Raw genomic sequence first — 15,261 nt, forward strand, 5'->3', positions numbered from 1 at the left:
TAACCCCTTTATAATTTAATTTTTATAGAGGGGTTTATTTTTTTGACTCTAAATTAAATAAGTAATTAAAGCCGCTTAGCGTGGCTGTTTTAATATCAAACTCAACACACTTCACACCTATTTGATTAAGCGCCGTAGTAAAACACTTATTCAGCTGCTTTGTGCCAATCACTACAACTTGTGTATCACTCAATAATTGCCATTCGCTAGCATGGCGAGCTGCTCGTACATCGCTGCCAATTAATACACCCGACAAATAGGCTTTGGCTTGTACTGGCGTTAACTCCTTTGAAAGCTGGCGTGTACGCACACTAAAAATACCATGTGCCAAGTTACCGCTATCACTACCTAAAGTTAGCTCACAGCCTTGCTCAAATGCTTTAAAGTCAAACTCACCTTCTGCGCAGTCATTAGGAATTAAAACACTTTGATGACATAACAAATCGTATAACTCGCCGGTCATGGCTGTTTTAAAGCAAATGATTTCGCCGTTGTTTATAAGCACCCATTTAGTATGTGTACCAGGCAAACATAATAATATTTTACCTTGTTGATACTCTGGATTTTGTTTTAAAAACCCTAAAATTTGCAGCTCTTCGCCGCGCATTACATCAAATAAGCTATTTTGCAGCGTACACTTTGTGCCGGGTAACGCTTTAATAGTATGCCCATTGCAATCAAAACTAACCGCAGCATTAAGTAACCCTTCGGGATTAATTGGGCACTCTAAATAAGGCGTTTCGTGCCAGCCAATACTTGAGGTAATTTGCCCGGCAATATAAACGGGTAAACTACCATATTCTTGCTTCCACACCGCAATGGTGTCAATTAAGGTTTGCTCAAAATTTTGATTCGCCTTAACAACTCCTGGGCCATCACGCTGTGCTAGTAATTTAAGTGTTGATTGCGCATGTACTTCGCACAAATAAGCACGTAAATGGCTCGTGCCCCAGTCAACAGCAATAAAAAGAGATGAATTAGCCAAGCTTTAAAGCCTCCCACCGTCGATTTTAATACTCTGCCCGGTGATCATACTGCTTTCATCGGCGGCTAAAAAGAGTGCCAAATTAGCAACATCTTCAGGGGTTACTAATTTTTTAAGCGCCATGGCTTCCATCCACTTAACTTGCTCTTCTTCGGTAAACCAACTTGCTAGTTGACGGTCGGTAGCAACCCATCCAGGTAAAATAGCGTTAACGCGAATACCAAACTCGCCGTAATCGCGAGCCAATGCCTTAGTCATGCCAATTAGCCCTGCTTTTGCGGTTACATAGCCTGCCATTTGTGGCTGGCCCATAATCGCGTTAATAGAGCTAAAGTTAATGATACTGCCGGCTCCATCGCCTTTCATAAAAGACATAGCAACTTGAGAAGCAAAAAATGCAGGGTTTAAGTTTATTTGTAAGCACTGATCCCAGTCTTGCACTGTAACGTCTTCGCTCGCTTGGCGGCGGTCGTTCGCTACATTATTAACTAGTACATTAATGGCACCAAAAGCGGCGCATGCATCCACAAGTGATTGCTGAAGTGCATGAGAGTCAGTGACATCAACTTGCCTATACCATAGTTTTGCATTGGGTAAATCACGAATAAGCGATTGCGCTGCCTTATCATCAATATCTATAAATGCTACTTTTGCATTTTGGTTTACAAAGGACTTAACCATTGCTCTGCCGATGCCTGATGCACCACCAGTAATAAAAATAACTTTACCAGAAAGACTATGATATTGAGCGAGGGTGTTCAAATTCAACTCTCCATACAGCGCATTTTCAATTTCATTTAAACTCTTTATAAACTTATACTTACACTATAAAGAGCCAAACTAAGCTGTTATTGCTGTGTTAAAATATTTAGCTAATTAAAAGTTTATATCATATCCTTGAGTACATTAATATGATATATGATATATAATAAAGCAATATATCAACTCGGAATCCTGCGCAATGAAAAGCCAACCCCGTCAAAATTTAACACAACAATTAACCCACGATTTGGGTTTTGCTATTGTGCGTGGTGTTTACCCTGTAAGCGAAGGCCTGCCTTCTGAAGCCGATTTATGTATAAAATATGATGTAAGTCGCAGCGCCACCCGCGAAGCGGTAAAAATGCTCTCAGCTAAAGGGTTAATTTCTTCTCGTCCTAAGCAAGGTATTCGTGTATTACCTGAAAGCAGCTGGAACATGTTTGATACCGACGTACTACGTTGGATTTTAAGCAGTAAGCCATCACTGTCATTATTAAAAGAGTTTACTCAAGTACGTGTCGCGCTTGAGCCACAAGCAGCCGCTCTTGCTGCACTAAATGCAACTGCAGAACAACTCGCTGAAATTGATAACGCTTTAGCCCGTATGGCTGAAGCAGACGAAGGCTTAGACGATCCACTAGAAGCTGACATTGCTTTTCATACCAGCATATTAGTTGCCAGTAACAATCGCTTTTTTGTGCAGTTAACTGAGTTTATTAGTACAGCCCTTAGAGTAAGTATTCGTTATACAAACCACATTAAAGGTGTACCGGGCGCAGACGTTGCTAAGCACGCTGATATTTTAGAGACCATAAAGTCACGCGACCCTGAACGCGCTAAAAAAGCAGTAGAAACAATTTTAGAAGAAGCACTGCAGTTAATTGAATCTAAATTAGTTTAATGTTAGTTCAACATATTGTATAAATATTGAGTCCATCGAATTTACTCTTTGCAGTATATTTTATGGACTTTTTTATTGCCTATAAGGCTTAATACCAATCCGCAATAATACTTAATCATTTTGCGGGGCTAAACGCGTCGCTACCTGCGTTAAAAAACTCTCATTTAAAACAACTAAATAGCGAATTTTTTGCCTAGCTAGCAACACGTTTTTCTGCCCTCAAAATAGATCATTTAATTAAGCGAATTGGTATAAATTACAGGCATTAAAAAATCCGATATCAGTCTCCTGATATCGGATTTTTAATTATTTAAATCAGATTAACAACTCTGGTTATTAACTGAGATAAAACGCCTTTTGCAGGCTAGAATTACAATCCTAATTTCTTCTCAAGATAGTGGATGTTAGTACCACCATTTTGGAAGTTTTCATCTGCAAGAATTCTCTTATGCAAAGGAGTATTAGTTTTAATTCCGTCAATTACTAGCTCGTTAAGTGCATTGCGCGCGCGGGCAATAGCTACGTCACGGTTTTCACCGTAAGTAATCAACTTACCAATCATTGAATCGTAATGTGGTGGAACCGTGTAGTCAGCGTAAATATGGCTGTCCCAACGAATACCTAAACCACCTGCTGGATGGAAACGTGTAATTTTACCCGGTGACGGGATAAACGTTTCAGGATCTTCAGCATTAATACGACACTCAATAGCATGACCACGAATAACAACGTCGTCTTGAGTGAATGATAACGGTTGACCCGCTGCAATTTTTAACTGCTCTTTCACTAAATCGATACCAGTAACCATTTCAGTTACAGGGTGTTCAACCTGAATACGTGTATTCATTTCGATGAAGTAAAACTCGCCGTTTTCGTATAAAAACTCAAACGTACCTGCACCGCGGTATCCAATTTCGATACATGCACGTGTACAGCGCTCGCCAATGAATTTACGCGTTTCAGCAGTAATTCCTGGTGCTGGAGCTTCTTCAACTACTTTTTGGTGACGACGTTGCATAGAACAATCACGTTCACCTAAATGTACTGCATTACCTTGGCCGTCTGCTAATACTTGAACTTCGATATGGCGTGGGTTTTCAAGGAATTTTTCCATGTAAACCATGCTATTACCAAAGAATTGCTTAGCTTCTTGCTGTGTTAATGCAATTGAATCAATAAGTTCAGATTCGCTGCGAACAACACGCATACCACGACCACCACCGCCACCAGCGGCTTTGATGATTACCGGGTAACCGATACGCTTAGCGATTTGCATGTTGCGTTCTTTATCATCTGATACCGGACCGTCAGAGCCTGGAACACATGGAACGCCGGCTTTACGCATTGCTGCGATAGCAGACACTTTATCACCCATAAGGCGAATAGTGTCGCCACGAGGACCGATAAATACAAAACCACTTTGCTCAACTTGGTCGGCAAAATCAGCATTTTCTGCAAGGAAACCGTAACCAGGATGAATCGCTACAGCGTCAGTTATTTCAGCCGCAGCAATAATGCGCGGAATATCTAAATAACTTTCAGTTGCTGATGGTCTACCAATACAGATGGTTTCATCTGCAAGCAATACATGCTTAAGATCGCGATCTGCCGTTGAATGCACAGCAACCGTTTTGATCCCAAGCTCTTTGCAGGCGCGCAATATACGAAGTGCAATTTCACCTCGGTTTGCAATGACTACTTTATCTAACATTAGAGTTGGCCTTTTAGGTTACGCTATTATTCAATGATGAATAGAGGTTGATCAAATTCTATTGGCTCGCCATTTTCAGCTAAGATAGCTCTTACTGTACCGGCTTTATCTGATTCAATTTGGTTCATCATTTTCATAGCTTCGATAATACAAAGTGTATCGCCAACTTTAACTTGCTGACCAACTTCTACATATGCTGGAGCTTCAGGAGACGCAGCAGAGTAAAAAGAACCAACCATTGGTGATTTAACTTGATGACCCGTTGGCTCAGCTGGTGCTGCTGCTTCAACAGCTACAGGAGCCGCTGCAACTGGTGCTGCTGGCGCTGGTGCATATTGCTGTGGAGCAAATTGTGGGTAACCTGGGCCTGCACTCATGTTGTTACGGTTAATACGTACTGATTCTTCACCTTCAGTGATTTCTAGCTCAGCAATACCTGATTCTTCTACTAATTCGATAAGCTTCTTTATCTTGCGAATATCCATTACACGACCCGCCTGTAAGTTGTTTGTGTGTTAATTTAAATTAAATTGCGCTTTGCAACCGGTTAACAGCGGCGTTTAATGCTGCGTGATAACCCATTGCACCTAATCCACATATTACGCCTTGTGCCACATCAGAAAAATACGAATGATGACGAAAGGCTTCACGTGCGTGCACATTACTTAAGTGCACCTCAAAAAACGGAATATCAACACTCAGCAGTGCATCACGTAATGCGACGCTAGTATGCGTAAATGCAGCTGGATTGATAATTATGTAATCAACCGCTTGCCAAGCATTGTGAATGCGTTCGATGAGTGCTTGCTCACTATTACTTTGAAAATGCGTTAACTCAACATCTAGACTATTAGCAGCACTGGTTAGCTCCTCCATAATCTCACTCAGCGTCTGAAAACCGTATTTATCCGGTTCACGTTTACCAAGCATGTTTAAATTTGGACCATTTATAACTAAAAGGTTAAATTTTGCAGCCATAATACGCGATATATCCTATAAGTAATGAGTTAAGCGGTTACTAACTAGTTTTTCACTTTTAAGTAAGCAGAAAAAGCAATGTAGCAACAATTTCTCACGTTAACCAACTATTATAGTGATTTCGACGTAAATAGCAGCAAAATACTGGTCTTATCAGTGTCGTGGGTACAAATATAAGAAGAATTAAGAAGGTGCCACTTAGTCAATTCAAGTGGCACTATTGCACTATTATTGTGCGCTGGCGCGCACAACTGCTAGGTGTTTAGCAAAGTCCTCAGCATTTAAAAAGCCCGTTACGCGCTGCGTACTAAGCTCTTGTCCTTGAGTATTAAAAAACAAAATACTAGGTAAACCAAACACCATGTACTCTTCCATTAGCTCAATTGTTTTATTATCACTCTCAGTTAAATCAATTTGAATAAGCTGATAGTGGCTAAACTCACTTTGCACTTTGGTATCAGGAAAGGTGTAATGTTCAAACTCTTTACACGCCACACACCAGTCGGCATATAAATCGACCATAACCATTCGACCTTCGTCGTTTGCTTGTGCAACTGCTTCTTTTAATTCTGCTAAATCAGCAACCTGTTTAAACTCATTATTTTGTGAGCTTACCTGTACTGTTTGTACTTGTACTGGCCAAAAGTAGTTTTTAGTCAACGTAAAGCCAGTAATAACTAATAGAGTTGCAGCAAACCATAATGCAGTTTTTAACTTGCTTTGTGTTTGGCTACTTTGCCAATGATGTAAGTACAGTGCTGTTGCTAATGCAAGCACACCTGCCATTAATAATATAATGTCGGCGCTGATTAGTCGCTCAAGTAATATAAGCGGCACAACGAGCATCACAAAACCAAACAAGGTTTTAACTTGCTCCATCCAACCACCGGCTTTAGGAAGCAATTTACCGCCAGATGTACCAAGTAATAAAAGTGGTAACCCCATACCTAAACTGAGCACGTACAGTGTTAAACCACCTACTAAGTAATCACCACTTTGCGCTACAAATAACAGTGCCGCCGACAGTGGCGCAGTAGTACAAGGTGATGCTATTAAGCCCGAAAGTACACCCATTAAAAATACGCCAACGTAGTTGCCGCCTTTTTGGTTGTTACTTACTTGGGTTAGCTTGCTCATCATACTGCTTGGCAGTTTAATTTCGTACCAACCAAACATCGACATAGCCAATAATACAAATAATAAACTAAAGCTGATTAACACAAATGGATGCTGTAAATACCCCTGCACTTGCCCACCAAGCGCAGCAACAACTAAGCCAAGCGCTGCATAGGTAACTGCCATACCTTGTATATATACAAACGACAACGCAAACGCTTTTTTAGTTGAAAGGTTTTGCTGACCCGCAATTAAGCTCGACAAAATAGGAAACATAGGAAATACACACGGCGTAAAAGCAAGGCCTACACCAACAGCAAAAAATATGAGTAAATTAGTTATTAAGCTCTGACTGGCTAATTGCTCAGTAAAAGTCAGTTCTTTTTCGGTGTCATCCGAATTTGTTGTAGGTTCAGCTGCTGGATCGTTAAGTGCTGCAAATGTACTTTGCGCTGTTGCCGCTTCATCGGTAGCGCTATTTTGATCTACATTTTTAATCTGTGCGCCACTAATTACACTAAGTGGAATGCTAATCACTTCTGGTGGATAACAAAGCCCTGCTTTTGCACAGCCCTGATAGCGAACTTTAACAACCGCTCCCTCAGTGATATTACTTAACTTACTAACAACGCTCGCGGTATTAAAAAAGACTTCTGTTTTACCAAAAAATTCATCTTCAATAATTTCGCCACTACCAGAGTCACCTACTTGGATGTTTGCACCCTTGGCAATGATTTCTATTTTCTTTTTATATAAATAATAGTCTGGTGCTATATCCCAACCTACAAACAAGGTGCTGCCTTGCTGATCAAAGTCAAATACAAACGCTTGGTCTACAGGTAAAAAAGTGTGTTGAGGAGGCCCAAGTAGATCACCAAGCACATTATTAGTCGCAGCCTTTACAGGTACGGTTAATAATGTAACCAACAATAAAAAGAAAAAACGCATTAATTCAGTACCTCGTCCATCCAATTAAAATACGCCAAATTTCCCGTAGAAACTTCTAAAACCTGAATCTCTGGCACTTCGTAGCTATGTAACTCTTTTATTGTTAGAAACACATCGTTCATTTTATCTGATTTCGTTTTTATAAGTAGCTTAGCCTCAGTTGCTTCTGCCACTTCGCCTTCCCACATATAAATAGAGCCCATGTTAGGTAAAATATTTACACAAGCAGCTAGTTTTTTTTCTACCAACGCCCTTGCAAGTGTGCGTGCTTCTGCTTCGTCTTTGCAGGTCGTAAAAATCATTTTAAAATGCGTAGTCATTATGAACCTATACTTATTGGACAGTGTCTATCATCATAGTATCTGATAGCCGATACAATGTGTAGACGCTAAAATATCAGTAAAATGACGATACCTATGCCCTAACCTTGAAAAGAGACCTCGTCACCCTCATTTATATTTCATCAACTCTTTTGAGTGTCATTATTTAGAGAGCGCTATGTTTAGATTTTTATTTGTGTTGTTTATTATCATCCCTATTATCGAAATCGCTTTGCTGATTCAAGTAAGCGACGTGATTGGCGGATTTGCAACAATTGCACTTGTTGTTATTACGGCGATTTTAGGTGCCAAAATGGTTAAAACACAAGGTATGGGGGCGCTGCAAAACGTACAAGCGCAAATGGCGCAAGGGCAAATGCCAGCCAAAGAATTATTTACCGGAATATGCGTTGTAATTGCAGGTGTATTACTCCTTACTCCTGGCATTATGACTGACGTATTTGGGCTACTATTATTAACCCCTGCAATTCGTAACAAATTGGCTGCAGGCCTTGCTAGCCAAGCAACTGTTAGAATGAGCACAGGCATGCAACAAGGGCCATCGCCGTTTGCTGGGCAGCAACATGCTGAACGAGAGCAAGGGCAAATGGAACGACCAACCACTATTGATGGTGAATATGAGCGAAAAGATTAAAAATTTATCGTTTTTTCTCTTGGAATTTTTCACTCTACCCCCATTAATGAATGCAAATTAGAAAAGCTTTTTTCTGTACTGTTCAGAAACTGTTAGGAGAACTAAAAAACATGAACATTCGTCCTTTACAAGATCGCGTAATCGTTAAACGTCTAGAAGAAGAAACAAAATCTGCTGGCGGTATTGTATTAACTGGCTCTGCAGCTGAAAAATCAACTCGCGGAGAAGTTGTAGCCGTAGGTAATGGTCGCGTTTTAGAAAACGGTGACGTGAGAGCGTTAGAAGTTAAAGCCGGTGACACTGTGTTATTTGGCTCATATGTTGAAAAAGTTGAAAAGATCGAAGGTCAAGAGTACCTGATCATGCGTGAAGATAATATTTTAGGCATTGTAGGCTAAACCTACTTTTCGTTTATAAACATTTAAGAATTTAGAGGAATTTAAAACATGGCAGCAAAAGAAGTACTTTTTGCAGGTGACGCACGCGCTAAAATGCTAACTGGCGTAAACATCCTGGCAAACGCAGTAAAAGTTACATTAGGTCCTAAAGGCCGTAACGTTGTACTAGATAAATCATTTGGCTCACCAGTTATCACTAAAGATGGTGTATCTGTAGCAAAAGAAATCGAACTTGAAGACAAGTTTGAGAACATGGGCGCACAAATGGTTAAAGAAGTTGCATCTAAAGCAAATGATGCAGCCGGCGATGGTACAACTACCGCTACAGTACTTGCACAGTCTATTGTTAATGAAGGCCTTAAAGCTGTTGCAGCGGGTATGAACCCAATGGATCTTAAGCGCGGCATCGACAAAGCAGTTATTGCTGCTGTTGCAGAGCTTAAAGCGTTATCTGTTCCTTGTTCTGATACTAAAGCAATTGCACAAGTAGGTACTATTTCAGCTAACTCTGATAAAGAGATTGGCGACATCATTGCACAAGCAATGGAAAAAGTAGGCCGTAACAGTGGTGTTATTACTGTAGAAGAAGGTCAATCACTTGAAAACGAACTAGATGTTGTTGAAGGCATGCAGTTTGACCGTGGTTACTTATCTCCTTACTTTATCAACAGCCCAGAAAAAGGTACTGTTGAACTAGATAACCCATTTATTCTACTTGTAGATAAAAAAATATCTAACATCCGCGAATTATTACCAACATTAGAAGCGGTTGCTAAAGCAAGCAAACCATTATTAATCATCGCAGAAGACCTTGAAGGCGAAGCACTAGCTACATTAGTAGTTAATAACATGCGCGGTATTGTTAAAGTATCAGCGGTTAAAGCACCTGGTTTTGGCGACCGTCGCAAAGCAATGCTACAAGATATCGCTGTATTAACTGGCGGTACTGTAATTTCTGAAGAAATCGGCTTAGAGCTTGAAAAAGCAACAGTTGAAGACCTAGGTACAGCTAAGCGCGTAATTATCACTAAAGATGATACAACAATCATTGATGGTGCTGGTGAAGAAGCGGGTATTAGCGGTCGTGTTTCACAAATTAAAGCACAAATCGAAGAAGCAACATCAGACTACGATAAAGAGAAACTTCAAGAGCGCATGGCTAAACTAGCTGGCGGTGTTGCAGTAATCAAAGTAGGTGCTGCTACTGAAATGGAAATGAAAGAGAAAAAAGACCGCGTTGAAGATGCATTAAATGCAACTCGTGCAGCGGTTGAAGAAGGCGTAGTACCTGGCGGCGGTGTTGCACTTGTACGTGCAGCTAGCAAGCTAGTTGATTTAGTTGGCGACAACGAAGATCAAAACCACGGTATTAAAGTTGCACTTCGTGCAATGGAAGCACCACTTCGTCAAATCGTAACTAACGCTGGCGAAGAAGCATCAGTTGTAATTAACGCAGTTAAAGGCGGCGACGGTAACTTTGGTTACAACGCAGCAACTGGCGAATACAACGACATGATTGAAATGGGTATCCTAGATCCAACTAAAGTAACACGCTCTGCATTACAATTTGCAGGGTCTATTGCGGGTCTAATGATCACTACTGAAGCAATGGTAGCTGAAATCCCAAAAGATGAAGCTGGTGGCGCTGATATGGGTGGCATGGGCGGAATGGGTGGTATGGGCGGAATGATGTAATCATCCCCTAAACACCTAGCTCAAATAAAAACCCAGCTTCGGCTGGGTTTTTAGCTATTGGGCACAAATAAAGTAAAAGCCACAGGTGTGGCTAATTAATAAAATGACTTCGCGTATCCCTTTGCTTCTTAAATGCATGCCAAGCCATACTCAGAGTTAATTTTATTTATTAAAAATTATTAAGGATATTAAGATGAATAAAAAACCTGAACTAATCATCTCATCACTCGATGCAGATAGATTGTATGACTTAATGGAATCATTGCCTGCAGGTAGCTTTGCTAATAAAGAAGAATTGGAAGCTGAACTGGCACGAGCTACAATAGTCGAACCTAAAGATATGCCATCGTCAGTTGTAACGATGAACTCAACTGTAAACTTTATTGTTGAGTCTTCTAAAGAAGAATTTACGTTAACCTTGGTGTACCCAAAGAACAGTGACTCTAGCGGCGATAAAATATCGATATTATCACCTGTAGGTAGCGCATTACTTGGGCTAAACCAAGGCGACGAAATTGAGTGGCCTAAACCGAGTGGCGGCTTAATAAAGGTAAAAATAAAAGAAGTAACCTATCAACCAGAACGTGCTGGTGAATTACACAGATAAACACTTTATGCACTTAGTACTAAAAAATCGATTTAAAGTAGACCCAGCCTCTCGGCTGGGTTTTGCTTTTTATTATAAAGCAGATTGATATTGTTTAATTTATACCCACATCTAAGTTACGTATAACTAAGATTTATATTAAATGGATTTATTAAGTAATAACGGAATATTCATCTTCTTTGTTTTTATTGCCCTTGTGACTGGGTTATTTTCATTCGTAGTTTGGGCTATGCTCAAAATGGTCACGTGGGGTAAAAGTATGTCTAAGGGGGCTTATTTATTTTTAGCATTCTTTCCGCTTATTTCACTGATGCCTATTCCGCCACCTACCTACGAAAATGTACAAAAAGCAAAACAAGAACAAAGAAAACGCAAAGAAGACTCAGGTGATCCACCCGATGATGAAGACGAACTCGCAAGTTAATTCACATTACATACTGCGGGCATATACGCTGCGAAGTCGCTAACTAATATAATAAAAAGTACATTTATTTAATAGTACGGAGTAAACCAAACATGACTAACGCTCAACAGCATATAGGCAGCATTGCATTAGTTGTTAAAGACTACGACGATGCCATTGAGTTTTATACTCAAAAGCTAAATTTTGAATTAGTTGAGGATACTGATTTAGGAGAGGGTAAACGCTGGGTGTTAATTTCACCACCAAATTCAAACGGGCTTGTTCAAACGAGACTAATTCGAGCAGGACTAATCCACTGCTTGCTAAAGCCACAACACCCGAACAGATGAGTGCTATTGGTAATCAAACGGGTGGTCGCGTGTTTTTATTTTTGCATACCAATGACTTTTGGCGAGATTATAATTTAATGCTTTCTAAAGGCGTTACATTTAACGAAAAGCCTCGAGTAGAACCCTATGGCACCGTAGTGGTTTTTGAAGACTTATATGGTACAAAATGGGATTTACTGCAGCTTAATAATTAGTACGATAAAGTGACGCTTAAACTCGCGTCACTTTATTAACTAACTCTCTGACAATTGGGAATAAATCACTGGGTAGCATTCCCCTTTGCCCGTCTCGCTCACTTGCAATATCACCGGCTTTAGCGTGCAGTGTTACACCATAGCGTGCTGCTTCATCAATATTTAAACCTTGAGCAAGTAAGGCACCAATAATACCAGTGAGTACATCGCCACTGCCTCCAACGGCCAATGCCGGGTTGCCATCTTCACATACCCACGTGTGCTGGGCATTATCTATTAATGTTCCCGCGCCTTTTAATACACAAGTCGCGGTATAGCGCTTGGCGCAAAGACGAGCATAGTTAAAGCGGTCTGATTCTATGTCGCTGGTGCTAACACTTAGCAGTCGCGAAGCTTCGCCGGGATGTGGAGTAAGTACGCATTGCTCTAACGTGTATGATGAAGCTTTCTTAGCCAGTAAATTAAGGGCATCTGCATCTATAACTAATGGCATTTTATTGTTTTGGCAATATTGCATTACTTCATCGAATGTTTGTTGTGCCCACTCGTCTTGCCCAAGCCCTGGGCCAATAACAACGCAGCTTGCCCACTCTAGCGCTTGATGTAAGTTATTACTGCTTACCATAAGTTCTGGTCTGCCAATACTAATAGGCGTTATTGAGCTTTCGTGTGTATACACTCTTACCATGCCAGCACCCGTTCTAAGAGCGGCTTCACTACTTAACCTAATTGCACCTGCAGTACCTTGATTGCCACCAACACATAAAAGTTTACCGTGGCTTCCTTTGTGACTATTGATTGCCCGCGTGGCTATCCCTTTAAAGCTATTGATATTAACAAGTGTTCCTGAAGATTGAGCGATACAAGTAAACGCATCGCCAATTGCTAAATCATCAAATACTAACTTACCGCTATATTGTTTACCTGCCGTCGTTGTGAGCCCTTGCTTAATACCCACAAAAGTAACGGTTGAAGTCGCTTGTACTGCGCTCCCTAAAGGCTGCCCTGTATTTGCTTCAATACCTGACGGTATATCAATGCTTATTACGGGCTTACCACTGTTATTTACAGCGTTAATTATATTCGCAAAACTATCACGCACTGCGTTTTTAAGGCCAGTACCAAAGAGCGCATCAATAACTATATCGCACTTACTAAGCGTGTCTTTTGTAAAATGAGAAACTACCCCACCCGCTTCTATCCATAGCTGCTGCGCTTTTGCAGCATCACCTTTTAATGTTTTTTCGGGTTCAGCAGCACATACTGTTACCTTTTTACCTGATTGCATAATAAGCCTAGCTACAACGTAACCATCTCCAGCATTGTTACCATGGCCAACAATGACTAATGTATGCTGTGCATCAAATAACTGCCATTGCTTATATACAGCCTCGCCTGCACGCTGCATTAGGGTAAATAAATCACAATGACTATTTTTAGCCGCTAAAGCTTCGTTGTCTCTTACTTGTTGTGCGGTAAATAAGGTTTTATTAAGCATAAAGGCTCCTTTAATAGGTGATACTTCACCTTATCAAATACTTATATCTAGCGGCTAGCTCCGTTGATAATTTTAAACTGCAATTTTATTTAAAATCTAGGGCGTGTTGAACTTTGGTGGGTGAATTTGCAGCAGTATGTTTGGTTTTTAGGCAAGGCGGAGCCTATGTAGTGTGGTTATTCCCCATGAATAGGCGATAACGCAGCATAAATACCAAACATGCGCTGCCCTTTGGGTTCTTTCTAGGGACGATCAACTCTTTGTTGATCGGTTTTTACTTAGCCCACTAGGTTACAAACCTCGCGCCGCGATTTAGTCGCCCCTAGATTGAACAAATTTCAATCCACAAAAATCAACACGCCCTAACTTAGCAAAATACTCCCAAGCCAATTTGGACATGACCAACATGAGCACGACTAACTTGAGCAAGGTGAACTAATTAAAGTACAATACAGTTAATTAAAGGCTTGGCTTACTTGTAACCCAAGCCTGTTTATTTTTAGGTAGAGAAAAACATGGCACAAACTCGCGGTAACTTATTTATTTTGTCAGCCCCTTCTGGTGCTGGTAAATCAAGCTTAATCAATGCGTTATTAAAAAAACACGCTGACATGAAAGTATCTGTATCACATACAACTCGCGCCCCTCGCCCAGGTGAAGAAAATGGCGTGCATTATCACTTTGTATCTACAGACGAATTTAAAGCGCTTATTGCCAAAGATGACTTTTTTGAATGGGCTCAAGTATTCGATAATTACTACGGCACATCAAAGCAGGCTATTGAGTCGCAACTTGATGCGGGTATTGATGTGTTTTTAGATATTGATTGGCAAGGCGCTCAGCAAGTGCGCAAAATTATGCCAAGCGTACAAACTATTTTTATTCTACCGCCTTCAAAAGAAGAATTAGAACAACGCTTAAATAACCGTGGCCAAGATTCGGCTGAAGTTATTGCCTCTCGTATGGCAAAAGCACAATCTGAAACATCACATTATAACGAATACGACTTTGTAATTGTTAATGATGACTTTGAGAGCGCACTTGCCGACATAGAAATGATTGTAATGGCTCATCGCTTAACACTAAAAGCGCAAGAAGATCGTCACCAAGTTTTACTAAATAGTCTGCTTAAATAATTTAAGCTTACTTAAATTAGGCTTAGGCAAGTAAAACTGATAAAAATTGAACACTGGCTATTGGCGAAAGTGGCTCCTTGGAGTAAACTACGTCTTTGCTTTTAAATTATTTTTGGAGTGCTGTGATGGCCCGCGTAACAGTTGAAGATGCAGTAGATGCAGTTGGTAATCGTTTTGACTTAATTTTAGTTGCGGCTCGTCGTGCCCGCCAAATTGCTGTTGGTGGTAAAACTCCACTAGTAGACCCTGAAAACGATAAGCCAACGGTAGTTGCTTTACGTGAAATTGAATTAGGTTTAGTTGATAGCGCTTCAATGGACTTAATTGACCGTGAAGAACAACAACACCAAGAAGCAGCAGAATTAGCTGCTGTTGCTGCCATTGTTGGTGGCAACCAATAATCGACCTCCCGGTCTGATTTAGCCAACGGCGCAGTATTTCTACTATAGCCGTTGGCAATCCTTTCATTTCATCGTATATTCGTAGCTTACCTAATTTGCTTCACTAGGGCCTTTTTATCTTTCGAGGTTAAATTTGCAGCAGTATGCTTGGTATTTAGGCAAGGCAGAGCCTATGTAGTGTGGTTATTTCCCATAAGTAGGCG

Annotated in this window: 16 protein-coding genes and 1 pseudogene; 9 read left to right on the forward strand and 8 right to left on the reverse strand. The window is 40.6% G+C overall.

From position 1 onward, the window contains the following. Positions 1 to 34: 34 nt before the first annotated feature. Positions 35 to 985: a 2-dehydro-3-deoxygalactonokinase gene (locus I6F44_RS10435; protein WP_197173741.1), complete on the reverse strand. Its 951-nt coding sequence runs from the start codon at positions 983 to 985 to the stop codon at positions 35 to 37. 3 nt (positions 986 to 988) lie between these two features. Then, on the reverse strand, positions 989 to 1,747 hold the full coding sequence (locus I6F44_RS10440) for an SDR family NAD(P)-dependent oxidoreductase (RefSeq protein ID WP_002958845.1): 759 nt from the start codon (positions 1,745 to 1,747) through the stop codon (positions 989 to 991). Between the two features lie 199 nt (positions 1,748 to 1,946). On the opposite strand from I6F44_RS10440, the gene I6F44_RS10445 reads away from it, so the two are divergent. Next, complete coding sequence (locus tag I6F44_RS10445) at positions 1,947 to 2,648, forward strand: FadR/GntR family transcriptional regulator (RefSeq protein WP_007580047.1); 702 nt, start codon at positions 1,947 to 1,949, stop codon at positions 2,646 to 2,648. A 370-nt stretch (positions 2,649 to 3,018) separates the two neighbouring features. Here I6F44_RS10445 and accC read toward each other — a convergent pair whose 3' ends face one another. From accC to cutA, 5 genes are all read right to left on the reverse strand, one after another. Beyond that, a complete protein-coding gene (accC, locus tag I6F44_RS10450) occupies positions 3,019 to 4,359 on the reverse strand; it encodes an acetyl-CoA carboxylase biotin carboxylase subunit (RefSeq protein WP_007580045.1) in 1,341 nt (446 codons plus the stop codon). A gap of 26 nt (positions 4,360 to 4,385) precedes the next feature. Then, positions 4,386 to 4,844, reverse strand: coding sequence for an acetyl-CoA carboxylase biotin carboxyl carrier protein (gene accB, locus I6F44_RS10455; RefSeq protein ID WP_007580042.1), 459 nt, complete (start codon positions 4,842 to 4,844; stop codon positions 4,386 to 4,388). A 40-nt stretch (positions 4,845 to 4,884) separates the two neighbouring features. Beyond that, the gene (gene aroQ, locus I6F44_RS10460; RefSeq protein ID WP_197173742.1) at positions 4,885 to 5,337 is read right to left on the reverse strand and encodes a type II 3-dehydroquinate dehydratase; all 453 of its coding nucleotides are present in this window, start codon (positions 5,335 to 5,337) and stop codon (positions 4,885 to 4,887) included. 228 nt (positions 5,338 to 5,565) lie between these two features. Continuing rightward, on the reverse strand, positions 5,566 to 7,401 hold the full coding sequence (locus I6F44_RS10465) for a protein-disulfide reductase DsbD (RefSeq protein ID WP_197173743.1): 1,836 nt from the start codon (positions 7,399 to 7,401) through the stop codon (positions 5,566 to 5,568). Continuing rightward, a complete protein-coding gene (gene cutA, locus I6F44_RS10470) occupies positions 7,401 to 7,721 on the reverse strand; it encodes a divalent-cation tolerance protein CutA (RefSeq protein WP_007580036.1) in 321 nt (106 codons plus the stop codon). Before cutA ends, I6F44_RS10465 begins: the two co-directional genes overlap by 1 nt. Before the next feature lie 178 nt (positions 7,722 to 7,899). Between cutA and I6F44_RS10475 the strand changes: the two genes are divergently transcribed. From I6F44_RS10475 to I6F44_RS10500, 6 genes and pseudogenes are all read left to right on the forward strand, one after another. Continuing rightward, positions 7,900 to 8,376, forward strand: coding sequence for an FxsA family protein (locus I6F44_RS10475; protein WP_197173744.1), 477 nt, complete (start codon positions 7,900 to 7,902; stop codon positions 8,374 to 8,376). A 110-nt stretch (positions 8,377 to 8,486) separates the two neighbouring features. Then, positions 8,487 to 8,774: a co-chaperone GroES gene (locus tag I6F44_RS10480; RefSeq protein ID WP_007580032.1), complete on the forward strand. Its 288-nt coding sequence runs from the start codon at positions 8,487 to 8,489 to the stop codon at positions 8,772 to 8,774. Positions 8,775 to 8,822: 48 nt separating this feature from the next. After that, positions 8,823 to 10,469 (forward strand): chaperonin GroEL, encoded by a 1,647-nt coding sequence (gene groL / locus I6F44_RS10485; RefSeq protein ID WP_007580030.1) that lies wholly within the window; start codon positions 8,823 to 8,825, stop codon positions 10,467 to 10,469. Between the two features lie 193 nt (positions 10,470 to 10,662). After that, positions 10,663 to 11,076, forward strand: coding sequence for a nucleoside diphosphate kinase regulator (gene rnk, locus I6F44_RS10490; RefSeq protein ID WP_010555031.1), 414 nt, complete (start codon positions 10,663 to 10,665; stop codon positions 11,074 to 11,076). A 142-nt stretch (positions 11,077 to 11,218) separates the two neighbouring features. Further along, on the forward strand, positions 11,219 to 11,500 hold the full coding sequence (locus I6F44_RS10495) for a hypothetical protein (RefSeq protein WP_033016357.1): 282 nt from the start codon (positions 11,219 to 11,221) through the stop codon (positions 11,498 to 11,500). Between the two features lie 92 nt (positions 11,501 to 11,592). Beyond that, positions 11,593 to 12,023, forward strand: a pseudogene (locus tag I6F44_RS10500) (VOC family protein). 16 nt (positions 12,024 to 12,039) lie between these two features. On the opposite strand, the gene I6F44_RS10505 reads toward I6F44_RS10500, so the two are convergent. Then, positions 12,040 to 13,521 carry an NAD(P)H-hydrate dehydratase gene (locus I6F44_RS10505; RefSeq protein ID WP_197173745.1) on the reverse strand — a complete coding sequence of 494 codons (1,482 nt, stop codon included), beginning with the start codon at positions 13,519 to 13,521 and terminating at the stop codon, positions 12,040 to 12,042. Between the two features lie 515 nt (positions 13,522 to 14,036). Here I6F44_RS10505 and gmk point away from each other — a divergent pair. Next, entirely contained in the window at positions 14,037 to 14,657 is a 621-nt protein-coding gene (gene gmk, locus I6F44_RS10510; RefSeq protein ID WP_197173746.1) for a guanylate kinase, read from the forward strand. A 125-nt stretch (positions 14,658 to 14,782) separates the two neighbouring features. Further along, positions 14,783 to 15,058 (forward strand): DNA-directed RNA polymerase subunit omega, encoded by a 276-nt coding sequence (gene rpoZ / locus I6F44_RS10515; protein ID WP_007378835.1) that lies wholly within the window; start codon positions 14,783 to 14,785, stop codon positions 15,056 to 15,058. Positions 15,059 to 15,261 lie beyond the last annotated feature (203 nt).

This window comes from Pseudoalteromonas sp. NZS11_1 (assembly GCF_015864275.1).
GTDB lineage: Bacteria > Pseudomonadota > Gammaproteobacteria > Enterobacterales > Alteromonadaceae > Pseudoalteromonas > Pseudoalteromonas arctica.

What these genes read in the sequence shown, in the direction of transcription:
- I6F44_RS10445 (WP_007580047.1), top strand. Translation starts at nt 1,947, where the DNA reads ATGAAAAGCCAACCCCGTCAAAATTTAACACAACAATTAACCCACGAT.
- accC (WP_007580045.1), bottom strand. Translation starts at nt 4,359, where the DNA reads ATGTTAGATAAAGTAGTCATTGCAAACCGAGGTGAAATTGCACTTCGT.
- accB (WP_007580042.1), bottom strand. Translation starts at nt 4,844, where the DNA reads ATGGATATTCGCAAGATAAAGAAGCTTATCGAATTAGTAGAAGAATCA.
- aroQ (WP_197173742.1), bottom strand. Translation starts at nt 5,337, where the DNA reads ATGGCTGCAAAATTTAACCTTTTAGTTATAAATGGTCCAAATTTAAAC.
- I6F44_RS10465 (WP_197173743.1), bottom strand. Translation starts at nt 7,401, where the DNA reads ATGCGTTTTTTCTTTTTATTGTTGGTTACATTATTAACCGTACCTGTA.
- cutA (WP_007580036.1), bottom strand. Translation starts at nt 7,721, where the DNA reads ATGACTACGCATTTTAAAATGATTTTTACGACCTGCAAAGACGAAGCA.
- I6F44_RS10475 (WP_197173744.1), top strand. Translation starts at nt 7,900, where the DNA reads ATGTTTAGATTTTTATTTGTGTTGTTTATTATCATCCCTATTATCGAA.
- I6F44_RS10480 (WP_007580032.1), top strand. Translation starts at nt 8,487, where the DNA reads ATGAACATTCGTCCTTTACAAGATCGCGTAATCGTTAAACGTCTAGAA.
- groL (WP_007580030.1), top strand. Translation starts at nt 8,823, where the DNA reads ATGGCAGCAAAAGAAGTACTTTTTGCAGGTGACGCACGCGCTAAAATG.
- rnk (WP_010555031.1), top strand. Translation starts at nt 10,663, where the DNA reads ATGAATAAAAAACCTGAACTAATCATCTCATCACTCGATGCAGATAGA.
- I6F44_RS10495 (WP_033016357.1), top strand. Translation starts at nt 11,219, where the DNA reads ATGGATTTATTAAGTAATAACGGAATATTCATCTTCTTTGTTTTTATT.
- I6F44_RS10505 (WP_197173745.1), bottom strand. Translation starts at nt 13,521, where the DNA reads ATGCTTAATAAAACCTTATTTACCGCACAACAAGTAAGAGACAACGAA.
- gmk (WP_197173746.1), top strand. Translation starts at nt 14,037, where the DNA reads ATGGCACAAACTCGCGGTAACTTATTTATTTTGTCAGCCCCTTCTGGT.
- rpoZ (WP_007378835.1), top strand. Translation starts at nt 14,783, where the DNA reads ATGGCCCGCGTAACAGTTGAAGATGCAGTAGATGCAGTTGGTAATCGT.